Source organism: Streptomyces sp. NPDC001980, from assembly GCF_040296885.1.
Lineage (GTDB): Bacteria > Actinomycetota > Actinomycetes > Streptomycetales > Streptomycetaceae > Streptomyces.
Genome location: NZ_JBEOYD010000006.1, coordinates 123,997 through 138,800, shown reverse-complemented (window position 1 = coordinate 138,800; position 14,804 = coordinate 123,997). Strand labels below are relative to the sequence as shown.

Below are 14,804 nucleotides of genomic sequence, written 5' to 3'. Positions count from 1 at the left end.
GTCCGACCGGTCCGCCTGGGGAGAATCGCGGTCAGTAACCGGCGATGGGCCGGCGGTGGCAGATGTTCCTGACCCGCTCCTGCACCCGTGCCTGCACCGCGGGGTCGAGCGCGTACGTCGTGTTGGACGTGTTCTGGGTGGCGGTCAGCACCTCGATGACGAGGTCCGCGACCTCCTCGACGTCGCCGACGTCGAGACCGCGTGCCGCCATGCTGTTGCTGCCGAAACGCACACCCGACGTCACCCGGGCGGAGTGGCGGTCGCCGACGATCCGGTTCTTGTTGACGAGAATGCCGCACTGCTCGAGCGCCTTTTCGGCGTTCACACCGGTGACGTCGAACGACGTCAGGACGTCGGCCACGACGATGTGGTTGTCGGTGCCGCCCGAGATGACCCGCACGTCGCGGCCCATCAGCTGCTCGGCGAGCGCGGCGGCCAGCGTGCGCACCCGGTCGATCGTGGCGGCGAAGGCGGGCGTGGTCGCCGCCCCCAGGGCATAGGCCTTGGCGGCGATGCTGTTGACCACCGGAGCGCCCTGGATCAGCGGGAACAGCCCGCTCTGCAGAGTCTGCTGGAGCGTACGGCCGCTCGGCAGCACGGTGTCGGCCGAGTCGCCGAGCAGGATCAGACCGCCGCGCGGACCGTAGAGCTGCTTGTGCGTGCAGGTGGTCACCACATGGGCGTGCGCCAGCGGCGACGGGTGCAGGCCGGCCACCACCAGACCCGCGATGTGGGTGATGTCGGCCAGCAGGTACGCGCCCACCTCGTCGGCGATGGCACGGAACGCGGCCCAGTCGAGGGTGCGCGGGTAGGCGGTGGTGCCCGCGATGATCAGGCGCGGCCGGTGCCGCAGGGCCTGGGCCCGGACCTCCGCGTAGTCGATCAGTCCGTCGGGCCCGAGGCCGTAGCTGTGCGCCTCGAAGATTCGGCCCGAGATGTTGACCGAGGCACCGTGGCTGAGGTGACCGCCGGCGTCCAGGTCGAGGCCCAGGATCGGGTCGCCGGGCTTGAGCAGGGAGTTCATCACCACCTGGTTGGCGGTGCTGGCCGAGTGCGGCTGCACGTTGGCGTAGCGGGCGCCGAAGGCCTGCTTGGCACGCTCGACCGCGAGTTCCTCGACCTTGTCGACGTTCACGCATCCGGCGTGGAACCTGCGGCCCGGGTACCCCTCGGCCGTGACGTTGGCGAAGAAGCTCCCCTCGGCGAGCAGCGCCGCGGGATTCACCGGGCTGCACGAGGCGACCAGGGCGAGGGTCTCGCGCTGCCGGTGCAACTCGTTGTCCAGCAGGCCGTACAGAGCCGGGTCCTCGAGCTCCATGGCGTGCAGAGCGTTTTCGTAGAAGGACGACAGCGGAGCGGTCGGAGCGGTGAGTGTGGGCAGACCGACGGCGTGAGCCATGGAGTCGAATCCAAACTGTGAGTGCGGCGGACGGCAGGGGAGGGGGAATCAGAAGTTCGGCGTCGAGAGCATCGCCGCGACCTTGCGGTCCGGGTCTTCGAAGCCACGCCGGCCGTGCATCACACGCTTGTTGTCGATCATGACGATGTCGCCGGACTGCCACGGGATGTCGACCCGCACCTCCTCGGTGGCATCGAGCGCGTCCCAGCGGCAGTGCTGCGGAATGGACGATCCGTCCTCGAAGGACACGAGCGCGCCCGAGCCCAGGTAGCTGTTGCACAGCGTGGGGGCGTCGACGTAGCGGGCCTGCGGGACCGCGGACACGGTCCACTTCCAGTTGAGGTTGCCGGCCTCGTCGAAGTCGTACTCGAAGTCGTCGAACGTGGCGAAGAGGGCCTCGAGTTCGGCGCGGTCCGCGGTGCCGAACACGCGCTCCTGGTGCTCGGGCGCGGTCGGGAAGGGAAGCCGCCAGGTCAGCCGGAGCCGGTCGAACAGCTCGCGGGTCTCCTTGGCGAGCCGCTTGTAGGCCTCGACGCCGTCGTAGACCGTCGTCTCGCCGCCCTCGTCGGCCGGCCGCACGCAGTAGAACCACTGGATGTCCGGGTGCAGCGGGCAGTAGCTCATCTCGGAGTGGGCCGGGATCGGGTTCCGGTGCGCGTCGACCAGCAGCACCGCACCGTCGTCGGAAATCGTCTCGCGGTTGGGATTCTGATGGAAGAAAAGCTTCGAGGAAAACCTCTGCACGAGTCCGCGGAAATCATCGGCGGTGGCACCGAAACCGCGGAACATCAGCGTGCCGTGCTGCTTGAAAAGTTCCGCTGTCTCGGCGTGCGGAAGTTCCGCGAGAGGGAGATCCGCGCTCTCGATCACCAGCCCGTGGTGATCGGAGAGAGGAGAGGTTTTGAAGGGGGTCGTCCCCATGGGAATTCCTCCGTGATGAGAGGCACTGACATTCGATCACTACCGTGACGTTAGAGGCGCGTCCAACTGGTGGGCAATATCGGGATCATGGACTGATCCGGTCAATGCCGAGGGCGTGCAATTCCGTCCAAGGTCGGTTGTCCGCACTGTCCCCTGAACAGGTGTCACGGCTTTCGGGGGCGTGTGTTCGAACCGTCCCGCGATGAACATGGGAGGCCGACCGGTACCTGAGGTACCGCCCGTTCTCGACAGTGGAAGGAAATGCGGTGAAGGATGACCTCGGGCTCGATGCCGTACGCGGCCGGCTCGCCGGAATCTGGTGCGAGGCGCTCGGCGTCGACCACGTCCAGGACGGCACGGACTTCTTCGCCGTCGGCGGACGCTCCATGCGCGCGGTCCAGCTGTGCGCGCAGGCCACCGAGGCCTTCGGGGTCGAGGTGAGAAGCACCGACCTGGCCGTCGACGGATCGTTCGGCTCCATGCTGGAGCGCATCACCAGGGCGCTGTCGTCCGCCACAGGGAGGGCCCGTGCTGCTTGACGCGCCCCCGGCGGTCCCGCTGCTCGGTCCGGCCGACTGCCACATCTGGTGGGCCGATCCGACGACGGTCACCGACAACTGCCTCGCCCTGCTCGACGGGGCCGAGCAGGAACGGATCCCGCAGCTGCGCATGGAGGAGGACCGGCGGCGGTTCATCGCCGGCCGGGCCCTGCTGCGCACCGCCGCGGGCGGTTATCTCGGCGTTCCGCCACGGCGGTTGGCGGTGGTCGCCCGCTGCCCGGACTGCTCCAGGAACCACGGGAAACCCGAACTGCCCGGCACCGGGCTCCAGGTGTCGGTGTCGCACTCGGGCGACCGGGTCGCGGTCGCCGTCACCCGGGCCGGCCCCGTGGGCATCGACGTGGAGGTGATCAGCACCTCGGTCGCGCCCGCCGATCTGCTTCCCCACGTCATCGGGCCGACCGAGCCGCGCACCCCCGCGCACGCCACCGGGAGCGGCTTCCACCGGATGTGGACCCGGAAGGAGGCCGTGCTCAAGGCGACGGGCCAGGGGCTGCGCGTGCCGTTGACCGAGATCGGGGTCTCGGCCCCGGAGGACGAACCACGGGTGCTGTTCCTCGGCGGACCCGCTGCCAGGCCCGCCGAGGACTTCCTGCTGGTCGACCTGGAGGCGGGGGCGGGCCGCGCGGCCGCCGTCGCGGTGATCGGCGGCGGACCGCTCGACGTCACCGCCTACTCCAGGAACCACCCCTCGGCGGCCGACTTCAGTTCGGGGCCGCCGCGGAGCGCGGGGACCGGGCGCTGAGCGGCCTCAGGTCCGTCCACACCTGCTCGATGCGGTCCGGGCACGGCTCGCGGTCACCCCGCAACCCGGCCGGCCGCGAGGTGCCGGCCGTCCGGCACCTCGCGGTCGGCCGGCCGGAGCGAGTACTGCAGCTCGCCGTCGCGGACCACGAGACGGGTGCCGGTGCCTTCGGGCCTCATGTCTCCACCTGCTGTCGTTGTCGGTGTCCGGAGTGCGGGGACTGAGCGCGTGGCGCGCCGAGGGCCGCTCGGACCAGTTGCGCCTTGTTGCTCGCGCCGAGCTTGGAGCGGATGCGCTTCACGTACGTGTCGACCGTGTGCTGGCTGATGCCGATCCGCCGGGCCGCCTGGTTGTGCGTGCAGCCCTCCACGAGATGCCGCAGCACCTCCCGCTCCCGCGGGGAGAGCGTGGCGATCCCCTGCCGGACGACGGACTCCGGACCGCACGCGGCCGCCCCCGGACCGGCCACCCGCCGGATGGCGTCCACCAGCAGCAGCGGCGCGTCCTCGATCGGATGGGTCTCACCGGCCCGGTCCAGCGCCACGCCCCGCCCGGGACCGGCACCGTCGCCGGTCAGCACGACCGTCCGGGCGGCCGGCAGCCCGGACGTCCCACGAGGAGGCTCGGGCAGCTCGTCGAGCAGATCGCGATCCAGTACGAGACAGTCGACCGAGTCGGCCGCCACCGCGAACGGCGTGCTCGTCGCGAACACGACCTGGATGTCCGCCTCCGCGTCCAGCAGATAACGGATGCCCAACAGGGCGAGCTGGTTCCGGAGGAAAAGGCCGGCACTCACCATGTCGACTCCCCGTCTGCGCAATTCCCGTCCACTTCTGCCTTACGACGGCCAATCTCCATGATCGGCGCGCGCATCGGAAGAGGACTTCGCTGGCCCGTTGGGGCCCTGGACGCAACGGGACATCGGCCGCACGCGGGTTACCGGCACGGACGCCCGGTCAGCGGTCGTCCGACAGCCAGCCGTTCTGCACCGCCCGTACGCCCGCCTCGAACCGGCTGCGCGCCCCGAGCCGGGCCATCAGCTCGGACGCCAGCCGCCGCGCGGTACGAGGCGACACACCGAGCCGCTTGGCGATCGTCTCGTCCGTGTGCCCCTCGGCCAGCAGGATCACCACCATCGACTGCTGGTCCGTCAGACCCTGGTCGTCGGCCCTGCTCTCCTCGTTCAGCGGGCGGGCACTGTGCCAGACGCTGTCGAACAGCGCACACAGCGCCGTCAGCGTCCCGTGGCCGGTCAGCACCACCGCGCCCTCGGCACTGTTGTCGCTGTTCACGGGGATGACGGCGGTGGTACGGTCCACGACGATCATCCGGGTCGGCAGCGTCGGCACGGTGCGAACCTGGCCGCCGAGCCGGGACAGCCAGCTCACGTACTCGAGCGTGTGCAGACTGTTGCGGGCGCTGTTGAGATAGACCGTCCGCATCCGGACACCGCGGTCCAGAAGATCCTGGTTGAGCGGTTTCGCGGCCTCGATGTGCTCCGGCCGCTGGGGACCGTCCGGGGCGAAGGTCATGACCTCCTCCCGGGTCTCCCGGGTGAGCGCGGCGAGCCGGTCACGGATCTGGTCGATCCCGTTCAGCAGCTCGCTGTTGGGCTGGGGCTCGGCCGGCCGCATCGCCGCGTAGTCGGCGATCAGCCGGGTGGCGGCCTCCCGGGACTCCTCGAGGCGCTGGTGATGCGCGGCGAGCTCGGCCTGCTGACGTGCCATCAGCAGTTCGAGGCCGACCTCGGGCGAAACCGGCCACAGCTCCCCCTCCCGGTCGTAGGAGGGTCTCAGCAGCGCCAGCTCGCTCAGGGTGTCCAGCCCTTGGCGGACCTGCTCGGGGGTGATTCCCAGCCGCTCGGCGAGGTCGGCCACACCGTCTCGTGGCTCTGCCAGCAGAGCTCGGTAGACGGCCTCGGCTATGGAATCAAGGCCAAGCGACTTGAGCACGGCGCATCTCCCCCCACAGATACTCGCTGCAAAGACGTTACACCATCACGCCTCGCGCACGATTTATGCAGAGGAAACACGTGGACTGTACCGGCCATTGCCGGAATAGGCCTAACTAATTCCCTTCCTCCCCCGTTCGCCCTTTTAGGAAAATCGGAGGCGTGTATCTCGTCCACACCGAACTCCTCCACAGAAGGGCGGACTCGTGTATCCCCCAGGACCTCGCGGACCTCCTACAAGCCCTGGCACACCCCGGCGACGGCGTGGAGCATGTGGTCATCCATCCCCACCCGGGACACGGGATGACGGTGGGCGTCTATGTGCTGGCCGACCGCCTCCAGGACGCGGAGGAGACGGCAGCGAGACTGTGCCGACGCGTGGTTGCCGAGGACGGGCCGCTGCCAGGATGGCGGGTCGGACGCTCCGAGGCGCCCCTGCTGGCCCCTTTCGGCCTCGACGGCCTCATGGACTGAACCCGGCGGCGCGACCCGCTGGCCGGTTCGGTCCAGGGCCCGTTCCGTCCACCTGATCTCTCTTCCGACGGTCTTCCCGGCTGACGATGCTTTGTGGCGCAGAGGAAATAACTGACCAACTCTGGAAGGGATTCCTACGTTGCTTCGCATTCGTCCCGCCCGCTGGGCTGTTGTTCTCCTGACGGCCTTCGCCTTCCTGATCCCGGCATTCGATGGGTCCGGCAACACTTCGGAGTCCGTGGTCGTCGGCGATGCCTCGCCGAACGACATGATCTGGGGTTGACATCCGCCTCAACGCCAGGCGTTGACCGTTGGCGCGGGATGTGTGTGTATCCGCGACAGTGCCTTGTCCAGGATGCCGGACGCGTCGAAGACATCGGCCTTTGGTGCCGTCTCGGCATGTGTGAGGTCATCGAGAGCAGGCAGGCGACACGGTGTCCCCGCCCGAAAAGCTCCGCCAGGGCGGTTCCACCTTCTTGTCGATCAAGGACCCGTGCTGGTCACGGCATCACGACGAGGGGTGGCGAGCCACCACCCATCCAACGAAGCTCCGGTTGGTGCCGGTGACCTGCCAAGTCGCCTGTATCGCCCGGAGCTTCGATGCGCCGTCACTCTGCCACCGCGTGTCCGGTCACGTCGCCCTCGCGTCGGCATCGCGTGATCGGCGACCTGACATCCAGGCCGGCGACCTTGCCCGACCCACGTGACCGGCGCGAAAGGCGTCACCCGTTCGAGAGTCTCGCCGTGGACGGCAAGAGTGCCGTGGCTCCCGCCACGGTGACACCCCGGCCGCGCATCTGCTCGCCGCCATGACCGATGGCGAGCCGACCGTCACGCAGCTGCGAGTCCCGGACAAGACGAATGACATCACCTACTTCGACGCCGCGAGCAGCCGGTCGGGGCACAGATCCGGCACGGTGACGACGTAGCCACCCGTTCCGGCGGTGTTGTGCAGGGCGAGCACCGGAGCCGGCCCACTGCCGTACCCACCAGTCCCGCCGCGGTACGGCCGGGCGTGGGTGGCCACCGGCGACCCGAAACGGTACGAGAACGGCACGCCCGAGCAGCCGGCCGACGCGCTCCGCGGTCAGCTGGGGAAGTTGGCCGGAGCCTGCACGGCGATCGGCCGGGCCGTGGCGGAACCGGACAAGGTCCTGCTCACCGGCTTCACCCCGGACCGCGGCCGCCCCCTGGAGTCCCTGGACGCCTTCGTGGACTTCGCCGACCGACACCAGTGCTGGGCTTCACCGAGCTGGCGATCCACTGGCCCACCCCCGACTCGGACTTCACGGCCGAGCAGAAGGTCTTCGAGCAGATCGCCATGGAGGCCCCGGCCCAGCTCGGCTGAGGCGCGGCCGAGGACGCTTCGGAGTCGTCTGTGTCTCATCTGTGCGCCCGGCCGCACGGCCGTGCGGGCATATGCGCGAGAATGGCGCGGTGACCTCAGCGACCCGACAGCCCGAGACCCCTGCCTTCGCCACCCCGCCCCGGCTGATCGCCACCGATCTCGACGGCACCCTGCTGCGCGACGACAAGTCGGTCTCCCCGAGGACGGTCGCCGCGCTGGCCGCCGCCGAGGAGGCGGGTATCGAGGTCTTCTTCGTCACCGGCCGCCCGGCCCGCTGGATGGACGTCGTCAGCGACCACGTCCACGGCCACGGCCTGGCGATCTGCGGCAACGGCGCGGCCGTGGTCGACCTGCACGGCGGCCCCGGCGCCCACCGCTTCGTGAAGGTGCGCGACCTGGCCCGGGAGAACGCGCTGGACGCCGTACGGCTGCTGCGCGAGGCCGCGCCCGGCACCGTGTACGCGATCGAGCAGACCTACGGCTTCCACCAGGAGCCGGCCTATCCCAAGCTGCACCTGGAGATACCGGACCACCTGCTGGCCGCCGAGGAGATCCTCGCGGCCGACGGTCCGAGCGCCGGCGAGCCCGTGCTCAAGATCCTCGCCTACCACCCCGACCTCGACCCCGACGCCTTCCTCACCCTCGCCCGCCTCGCCGTCGGCGACCGCGCCACCGTCACCCGGTCCAGCCCCAGCGCCCTGCTGGAGATCAGCGGCCCGGGCGTCTCCAAGGCCAGCACACTCGCCCTGGAGTGTGCCGAACGCGGCATCTCGCACGCGGAGGTCGTCGCCTTCGGGGACATGCCCAACGACGTCGAGATGCTGACCTGGGCCGGCCAGTCGTACGCCATGGGCAACGCCCACCCCGCCGCCGTCGCCGCCGCCTCCGGCCGCACGGTCGCCAACAACGAGGACGGGGTGGCCGTCGTGATCGAGCAGCTGCTGGCCGCGCGCGCCTGAGACCGCCCGCGGCGCCCGGCTACCGCGCTCCCACCAGCGACTCCGCCGCCGCCTCCCGCTCCGCCATGTCACGCAGCGGTCCGGCCACGGCGGTCAGCTCCGGATGGCTCCCGCGCTGCACCACGCGGCCCTCGTCGAGGACGATCACCTCGTCCACGGCCTCCAGGCCCGCCAGCCGGTGCGTGATGAGCATCGTCGTACGGCCCTCGGTGGCGGCCAGCAGGTCCGCGGTGAGCGCGTCCGCCGTGGGCAGGTCGAGATGCTCGGCCGGCTCGTCCAGCACCAGCACCGGGAAGTCGGCGAGCAGCGCCCTCGCGAGGGCCAGCCGCTGCCGCTGCCCGCCGGACAGCCGCGCCCCGTGCTCGCCGACCAGGGTGTCGAGCCCGTCGGGCAGCCCGTCCACCCAGTCGAGCAGCCGGGCCCGGCCCAGCGCGTCCCGCAGGTCCTCCTCGGTGGCGTCCTTCCGCGCGAGCAGCAGGTTCTCGCGCACCGAACTGTCGAAGAGGTGCGCGTCCTGGGCGCACAGCCCGACGAGCCGCCGTACGTCGTCGCTGTCCATGCCGTACGCGTCCACGCCGGCGAGCGTGTAGGAGCCCGCGCCCGGGTCGAGGAACCGCAGCAGGACCTGGGCGAGGGTCGACTTGCCGGCGCCGGAGGCACCGACCACGGCGACCCTGCGCCCCTCGTGCAGGGTGAGGTCGAGCCCGCCGAGCGCGTCCCGCGGCTGCCCCGGGTACCGGGCCGTCAGACCCTTCAGTACGACGGGGAAGGGCGCGGCGGGCGCCTGACGCGGCCGCTCCGGCTCCCGCACGGGCTCGGGCGCGTCCAGCACCTCGTAGATGCGCTCGGCGCTCCTGCGCACCCGCTGCCGGTGCCGCACGGCCAGCGGCAGCCCGAGTACGGCCTCGAAGGCGGCCAGCGGAGTGAGCACGACGACCGCCATCGCCACGCCGCTCAGCCGGCCGTCGGCGACCCCCTGGGCGCCCAGCAGCGCGGCGGCCACGACGGTCAGGCCGGTCAGCAGCGCGGTCAGCCCATCGCCGAGTGCGGTGGCCGTAGCCCCTCGCGAGGCGATCCGGGTGAGCGTGCGGTCGGCCCGCCGGGCCTCGTCGGTGCGGGCCGGCAGCGCGCCGGCGACCGTCAGCTCGGCGGTACCGGTGAGCAGGTCGGTCACCCGCGTCGCCAGCAGCCCGCGGGCAGGCGCCAGCCGGTGCTCGGCGCGCCGCGCCACCGCCGACGTCACCAGCGGAACACCGACCCCGGCCGCTATCAGCCCCACCGCCAGCGCGGCCCCGACCTCGGGCAGGAGCCAGGCCGTGAAGCCCACGGCCCCGGCGGACACCGCCACCGCGACCCCGGCGGGAAGCAGCCACCGCAGCCAGTAGTCCTGCAGGGTGTCCACGTCGGCGACCAGCCGGCTGAGCAGATCGCCTCGCCTGGTCGTCCGCAGCCCGGCAGGCGCGAGCCGCTCCAGCCGCCGGTACACGGCGACCCGCGTGTCGGCCAGCATCCGCAGCACGGCATCGTGCGACACCAGCCGCTCGCCGTACCGGAACACGGCCCGCCCGATCCCGAAGGCCCGCGTGGCCGTCACGGCGACCATCAGATACAGCACCGGCGGCTGCTGCGAGGCCCGCGAGATCAGCCACCCGGAGGTCGCCATCAGCCCGACGGCGCTGCCGAGCGCAAGGGCCCCCAGCAGAAGCGCGAGCAACAACCGCCCCCGCCGGGCCCCGGAGGCGGCCCGAACCCGGCCGAGGACACTCTGGCACCGCACAGCCACCGACTCCACGGTGCCGCCCAACCGAGCACTGCCCAGCCCACCGATCCGGTCCGCGGCCTCACTTCCCCGTCGACCAAGCCGCTCTGTGTCCTCGCTTCCCAGCCCACCGAGCCCCTCCGCGACCTCGCCTTCCAACTGGCCGAGTCGGGTGGTGGGTGGGCGAAGGTTCTGGGGGTCCAGGGGGCGGAGCCCCCTGGGGGCCTCGCCGCCGGGGAGCCGCACCACCCGGTCCGCCGCCGACAGCAACGCCGGCCGATGCACCACCAGCAACACGGTGCGCCCCACGGAGAGCCGCCGTACCGCCGCCACGACCTCCCCCTCGGTCACCCCGTCCAGCGCAGCCGTCGGCTCATCCAGCAACAGCACAGGCCGATCGGCCAGAAACGCCCGCGCCAGCGCCAGCCGCTGCCGCTGCCCCGCGGACAGACCGGCCCCGTCCTCGCCGAGAACCGTCTCCGCTCCCTCCGGCAACGCATCCACGAACTCCAGCGCCCCGGCGTCCCGCAACGCCTCCCGGACAGCGCCGTCGTCCGCGTCGGGACGCGCGAGCCGAACGTTCTCGGCGATCGTCCCGGCGTACAGATGCGGCCGCTGCGGCACCCACGCGATCCGCGACCGCCACTCCGCCAGGTCGACGTCGGCGAGATCGACGTCCCCGATCCGCACCCGCCCCCGCACCGGCCGCACGAACCCCAACAGGACGTTGAGCAGCGTCGACTTGCCCACACCGCTCGGACCGACCAGCGCGACGGTCTCCCCGGGGTCGACCGTGAACGACACATCGGTCACCGCGTCCGCCGAGCGCCCCGGGTAGCGAACCGTCACCCCCTCGAAGGCCAGGGCAGCGCCGCTGGGCACCGCACCGGCCCCGGACACCGGCACCGGCGTCTCCAGCACCGCGAAGATCTCCTCCGCGGCCGCCAGCCCCTCCGCCGCCGCGTGGAACTGGGCGCCCACCTGCCGCAACGGCAGATACGCCTCGGGCGCCAGGACCAGGATGACCAGCCCGATGTACAGGTCCATGTCGCCGTGCACGAGCCGCATGCCGATGGTCACGGCGACCAGCGCCACCGACAGCGTGGCGAGCAGCTCCAGCGCGAACGAGGAGAGGAAGGCGATCCGCAGCGTCCGCATGGTCGCCTGCCGGTACTCGCCGGTGATCCGGCGGATCGACTCGGCCTGCGCCTTGGCCCGGCCGAAGACCTTCAGCGTCGGCAGCCCGGCGACCACGTCCAGGAAATGGCCGGAGAGCCGGGACAGCAGCCGCCACTGACGGTCCGTCCGGGACTGGGTGGCCCAGCCGATCAGGACCATGAAGAGCGGGATGAGCGGCAGGGTTCCGACGATGATCGCCGCGGACACCCAGTCCTCGGTGACGATCCGCGCCAGCACCGCGACCGGCACGACCACCGCCAGTCCCAGCTGTGGCAGGTAGCGCGAGAAGTAGTCGTCGAGGGCGTCGACCCCGCGCGTGGCGAGGGTGACCAGCGAACCGGTCCGCTGCCCGCTCAGCCAGCCGGGACCGAGTGCCGCCGCCCGGTCAAGAAGCCGGCCTCGCAGCTCGGACTTGACCGCCGCGCTCGCCCGGTGCGCGGCGAGTTCGGTGAGCCAGGAGACCAGCGCCCGGCCCACCGCCACGGCCACCAACAGCAGCAGGGGGGTACGGAGTTCGGAGACGGAGTGACCGTGCTGAAAGGCGCCGACCACCACCTCGGCGATGAGCATGGCCTGGGCGATGACCAGCCCGGCGCCGACGGCACCGAGGCCGACGACAGCCACCAGGAAGAGGCGGGTGGCACGGGCGTAACGCAGCAGACGGGGATCGATTGGTTTCACGTGAAACATGCCCTTCGGCCCGGAGAGGGTGTTTCACGTGAAACACCCTCTCCTCGGACTCAGTGCGCGGCTTCGGTCGCGATGTGCTGCGTACCGATCCGCTTGCGGAACACCCAGTAGGTCCACCCCTGGTAGAGCAGGACGAGCGGCGTCGCGATCGCCGCGAGCCACGTCATGATCTTCAGGGTGTACGGACTCGACGAGGCGTTGGTGACCGTGAGGCTCCAGTCCCCGTTGAGCGACGACGGCATGACGTTCGGGAAGAGCGACAGGAAGAGCATCGCCACGGCGGCCACGATGGTCACGCCGGACAGGGCGAACGCCCATCCCTCGCGGCCCCGCAGATTGGCTCCGAGGGCGGCCACCAGCGCGGCGACCGCCACGACCAGCGCCACCAGACTCTTGCCGTCACCACTGTCCACCTGGGTCCACACCAGGAAGACCAGCGCCAGTGCGGCAGCGAGGACACCGACCTTGGTCGCCAGCTTCCGCGCCCGTACCCGGATGTCACCGACCGTCTTGAGCGCGGTGAACACCGAGCCGTGGAAGGTGAACAGGGTCAGCGTCACCAGTCCGCCGAGCAGGGCGTACGGGTTGAGCAGGTCCCAGACGGTGCCGACGTAATCGAAGTTCCGGTCGATCTTCACACCGTGCACGATGTTCCCGAAGGCCACGCCCCACAGGAACGCCGGGATCAGCGAGGTCCAGAAGATCGCGGTCTCCCAGTTGCGCTGCCAGTTCTCCTCGGGCCGCTTGGCCCGGTACTCGAAGGCGACGCCCCGGACGATCAGGCAGACCAGGATGACCAGCAGGGGCAGGTAGAAGCCGGAGAAGAGCGTGGCGTACCACTCGGGGAAGGCGGCGAAGGTCGCGCCGCCCGCGGTGAGCAGCCACACCTCGTTGCCGTCCCAGACCGGGCCGATCGTGTTGATCAGCACCCGCTTCTCCAGGCGGTCGCGGGCGAGCAGCTTGGTGAGGATGCCGACCCCGAAGTCGAATCCCTCCAGGAAGAAGTAGCCGGTCCACAGGACGGCGATCAGGACGAACCAGACGTCGTGAAGTTCCATGACTGCGTCTCCCTCGGCCTAGTACGAGAAGGCCATCGGCTTGTCGGCGTCACGGGCCTCGCCGCCGATCTTCGTGGGCGGGTTGAGATCGTCCTCGGTGAGCTCGGGCGGGCCCGCCTTCACGTACTTCACGAGCAGCTTGACCTCGACGACGGCGAGGACGGCGTACAGCGCGGTGAAGGTGATCAGCGAGATGAGGATCTCGGTCTGGGAGACACCGGGGGAGACCGCGTCGCGGGTCTGCAGGACGCCGTAGACGACCCAGGGCTGGCGGCCCATCTCGGTGAAGATCCAGCCCCAGGAGTTGGCTATCAGCGGGAAGCCCAGCGTCCATATCGCCACCAGCCAGTACAGCCTGCCGAGCTTGGGGCTGAGCGCCTTGTTCTTGAAGAGGACCAGGTTCGGCACCTCGTCCTCACCGACCCGCAGGTGCTGCGGCAGCATGAACTTCTTGCGGGTCAGCCAGAGTCCGGCGAGGCCGATGGCGAAGGACGCCATACCGAAGCCGATCATCCAGCGGAACGCCCAGAAGGTGACGGGGATGATGGGCCGGTAGTCGCCGGCGCCGTACTTCTGCTGCTCGGCCTTGTTGGTGTCGTTGATGCCGGGGACGTACGAGTTGAAGCTGTCGTCGGCGAGGAAGGACAGCAGCCCGGGGACGGACAGTTCGACGGTGTTGTGGCCCTTGCTGACGTCGCCGTAGGCGAAGATCGAGAAGGGCGCCGGCTTCTGGCCGTCCCACAGGGCTTCGGCGGCGGCCATCTTCATCGGCTGCTGCTTGAACATGACCTTGCCGAGGGTGTCACCGCTGATCGCGGTGAGCATGCCGGCGATGACCACGGTGACCAGGCCGAGCCGCAGCGAGGTCTTCATCACGGTGATGTGCTTCTTGCGGAACAGGTGGAAGGCGGCGATGCCGACCATGAACGCACCGCCGGTCAGGAAGGACGCGGACAGCGTGTGGAAGGCCTGGGCCAGCGCGGTGTTCTGGGTGAGGACGGCCCAGAAGTCGGTGAGTTCGGCCCGCCCCTTCGCCTTGTCGATCTTGTAGCCGACGGGGTGCTGCATCCACGAGTTGGCCGCGAGGATGAAGTACGCGGACAGGATCGTGCCGATGGAGACCATCCATATGCAGGCCAGGTGGATCTTCTTGGGCAGCTTGTCCCAGCCGAAGATCCACAGCCCGATGAAGGTGGACTCGAAGAAGAAGGCGATCAGTGCCTCGAAGGCGAGCGGGGCACCGAAGATGTCACCGACGAACCGCGAGTAGTCGGACCAGTTCATGCCGAACTGGAACTCCTGCACGATGCCGGTGACCACGCCCATCGCGATGTTGATCAGGAAGAGCTTGCCCCAGAACTTGGTCGCCCTGAGGTACTTCTCCTTCTCCGTGCGCACCCAGGCGGTCTGCAGGCCGGCCGTGAGGGCGGCGAGCGAGATCGTCAGCGGGACGAACAGGAAGTGGTAGACGGTGGTGATGCCGAACTGCCAGCGCGCCAGTGTCTCCGGCGCCAGAGCCAGGTACACGTCGTCAGTCTCCTTACGTCGCCGTGGTACAGCGGCATGTGCCCCCTTTGTCGCGTACATCACGGAACAAACGGGACGCGCTTGTGAATGCATTCACATTCACAAGCCATTATGGCGCACTCACTCTCGACCATCGAAGGGGGGTCGCACTTGGGCCGTCCGGCCCCTCCGGAACATGCGAACGGGGCCACTCGGCCCTCATTCCGGCCGTGCGACCCCGCACACCTGACACCC

General features: G+C 70.1%; 13 protein-coding genes and 1 pseudogene. 5 read left to right on the top strand and 9 right to left on the bottom strand.

Translation table 11 applies throughout. The annotated features are described in order from the left end of the window. Nucleotides 1–31: 31 nt before the first annotated feature. Both glyA and ABT137_RS11495 read right to left on the bottom strand, forming a co-directional pair. Nucleotides 32–1,399, bottom strand: coding sequence for a serine hydroxymethyltransferase (gene glyA / locus ABT137_RS11500; protein WP_351706137.1), 1,368 nt, complete (start codon nucleotides 1,397–1,399; stop codon nucleotides 32–34). Between the two features lie 48 nt (nucleotides 1,400–1,447). Further along, nucleotides 1,448–2,320 carry a TauD/TfdA family dioxygenase gene (locus ABT137_RS11495; protein WP_351706134.1) on the bottom strand — a complete coding sequence of 291 codons (873 nt, stop codon included), beginning with the start codon at nucleotides 2,318–2,320 and terminating at the stop codon, nucleotides 1,448–1,450. Nucleotides 2,321–2,586: 266 nt separating this feature from the next. On the opposite strand from ABT137_RS11495, the gene ABT137_RS11490 reads away from it, so the two are divergent. Beyond that, nucleotides 2,587–2,859 (top strand): acyl carrier protein, encoded by a 273-nt coding sequence (locus ABT137_RS11490; RefSeq protein WP_351706131.1) that lies wholly within the window; start codon nucleotides 2,587–2,589, stop codon nucleotides 2,857–2,859. Next, nucleotides 2,849–3,625: a 4'-phosphopantetheinyl transferase family protein gene (locus ABT137_RS11485; protein ID WP_351706129.1), complete on the top strand. Its 777-nt coding sequence runs from the start codon at nucleotides 2,849–2,851 to the stop codon at nucleotides 3,623–3,625. The genes ABT137_RS11490 and ABT137_RS11485 overlap by 11 nt, the downstream gene beginning before the upstream one ends. Nucleotides 3,626–3,678: 53 nt before the next feature. Here the strand turns inward: ABT137_RS11485 and ABT137_RS11480 are convergent, their stop codons facing one another. The 3 genes from ABT137_RS11480 to ABT137_RS11470 form a co-directional block, all read right to left on the bottom strand. Then, nucleotides 3,679–3,804 carry a hypothetical protein gene (locus ABT137_RS11480; protein WP_351706127.1) on the bottom strand — a complete coding sequence of 42 codons (126 nt, stop codon included), beginning with the start codon at nucleotides 3,802–3,804 and terminating at the stop codon, nucleotides 3,679–3,681. Further along, the gene (locus ABT137_RS11475; RefSeq protein ID WP_351706124.1) at nucleotides 3,801–4,424 is read right to left on the bottom strand and encodes a LuxR C-terminal-related transcriptional regulator; all 624 of its coding nucleotides are present in this window, start codon (nucleotides 4,422–4,424) and stop codon (nucleotides 3,801–3,803) included. Before ABT137_RS11475 ends, ABT137_RS11480 begins: the two co-directional genes overlap by 4 nt. Nucleotides 4,425–4,581: 157 nt before the next feature. Beyond that, complete coding sequence (locus ABT137_RS11470) at nucleotides 4,582–5,577, bottom strand: helix-turn-helix transcriptional regulator (RefSeq protein ID WP_351706121.1); 996 nt, start codon at nucleotides 5,575–5,577, stop codon at nucleotides 4,582–4,584. Between the two features lie 161 nt (nucleotides 5,578–5,738). Between ABT137_RS11470 and ABT137_RS11465 the strand changes: the two genes are divergently transcribed. Then, nucleotides 5,739–6,050, top strand: coding sequence for a hypothetical protein (locus ABT137_RS11465; RefSeq protein ID WP_351706119.1), 312 nt, complete (start codon nucleotides 5,739–5,741; stop codon nucleotides 6,048–6,050). 871 nt (nucleotides 6,051–6,921) lie between these two features. On the opposite strand, the gene ABT137_RS11460 is transcribed toward ABT137_RS11465, so the two are convergent. Beyond that, complete coding sequence (locus ABT137_RS11460; RefSeq protein WP_351706671.1) at nucleotides 6,922–7,107, bottom strand: hypothetical protein; 186 nt, start codon at nucleotides 7,105–7,107, stop codon at nucleotides 6,922–6,924. Here ABT137_RS11460 and ABT137_RS11455 point away from each other — a divergent pair. Both ABT137_RS11455 and ABT137_RS11450 read left to right on the top strand, forming a co-directional pair. Next, nucleotides 7,052–7,398, top strand: a pseudogene (locus ABT137_RS11455) (LLM class flavin-dependent oxidoreductase); the annotation flags it as partial. The gene ABT137_RS11460 and the pseudogene ABT137_RS11455 sit on opposite strands and share 56 nt — an antisense overlap. A 71-nt stretch (nucleotides 7,399–7,469) precedes the next feature. Next, entirely contained in the window at nucleotides 7,470–8,357 is an 888-nt protein-coding gene (locus ABT137_RS11450; protein WP_351706116.1) for an HAD-IIB family hydrolase, read from the top strand. 19 nt (nucleotides 8,358–8,376) lie between these two features. On the opposite strand, the gene cydD is transcribed toward ABT137_RS11450, so the two are convergent. Genes cydD through ABT137_RS11435 form a run of 3 tightly spaced genes read right to left on the bottom strand, consistent with a single transcriptional unit; the run spans nucleotide 8,377 to nucleotide 14,570 of the window. Beyond that, nucleotides 8,377–11,985 carry a thiol reductant ABC exporter subunit CydD gene (cydD, locus tag ABT137_RS11445; protein ID WP_351706113.1) on the bottom strand — a complete coding sequence of 1,203 codons (3,609 nt, stop codon included), beginning with the start codon at nucleotides 11,983–11,985 and terminating at the stop codon, nucleotides 8,377–8,379. A 50-nt stretch (nucleotides 11,986–12,035) separates the two neighbouring features. Continuing rightward, a complete protein-coding gene (gene cydB, locus ABT137_RS11440) occupies nucleotides 12,036–13,043 on the bottom strand; it encodes a cytochrome d ubiquinol oxidase subunit II (protein ID WP_351706110.1) in 1,008 nt (335 codons plus the stop codon). Nucleotides 13,044–13,061: 18 nt separating this feature from the next. After that, nucleotides 13,062–14,570 (bottom strand): cytochrome ubiquinol oxidase subunit I, encoded by a 1,509-nt coding sequence (locus ABT137_RS11435; RefSeq protein WP_351706107.1) that lies wholly within the window; start codon nucleotides 14,568–14,570, stop codon nucleotides 13,062–13,064. Nucleotides 14,571–14,804 lie beyond the last annotated feature (234 nt).

What these genes read in the sequence shown, in the direction of transcription:
- ABT137_RS11480 (WP_351706127.1), bottom strand. Translation starts at nt 3,804, where the DNA reads ATGAGGCCCGAAGGCACCGGCACCCGTCTCGTGGTCCGCGACGGCGAG.
- cydD (WP_351706113.1), bottom strand. Translation starts at nt 11,985, where the DNA reads ATGTTTCACGTGAAACCAATCGATCCCCGTCTGCTGCGTTACGCCCGT.
- ABT137_RS11495 (WP_351706134.1), bottom strand. Translation starts at nt 2,320, where the DNA reads ATGGGGACGACCCCCTTCAAAACCTCTCCTCTCTCCGATCACCACGGG.
- ABT137_RS11475 (WP_351706124.1), bottom strand. Translation starts at nt 4,424, where the DNA reads ATGGTGAGTGCCGGCCTTTTCCTCCGGAACCAGCTCGCCCTGTTGGGC.
- ABT137_RS11450 (WP_351706116.1), top strand. Translation starts at nt 7,470, where the DNA reads ATGCGCGAGAATGGCGCGGTGACCTCAGCGACCCGACAGCCCGAGACC.
- glyA (WP_351706137.1), bottom strand. Translation starts at nt 1,399, where the DNA reads ATGGCTCACGCCGTCGGTCTGCCCACACTCACCGCTCCGACCGCTCCG.
- cydB (WP_351706110.1), bottom strand. Translation starts at nt 13,043, where the DNA reads ATGGAACTTCACGACGTCTGGTTCGTCCTGATCGCCGTCCTGTGGACC.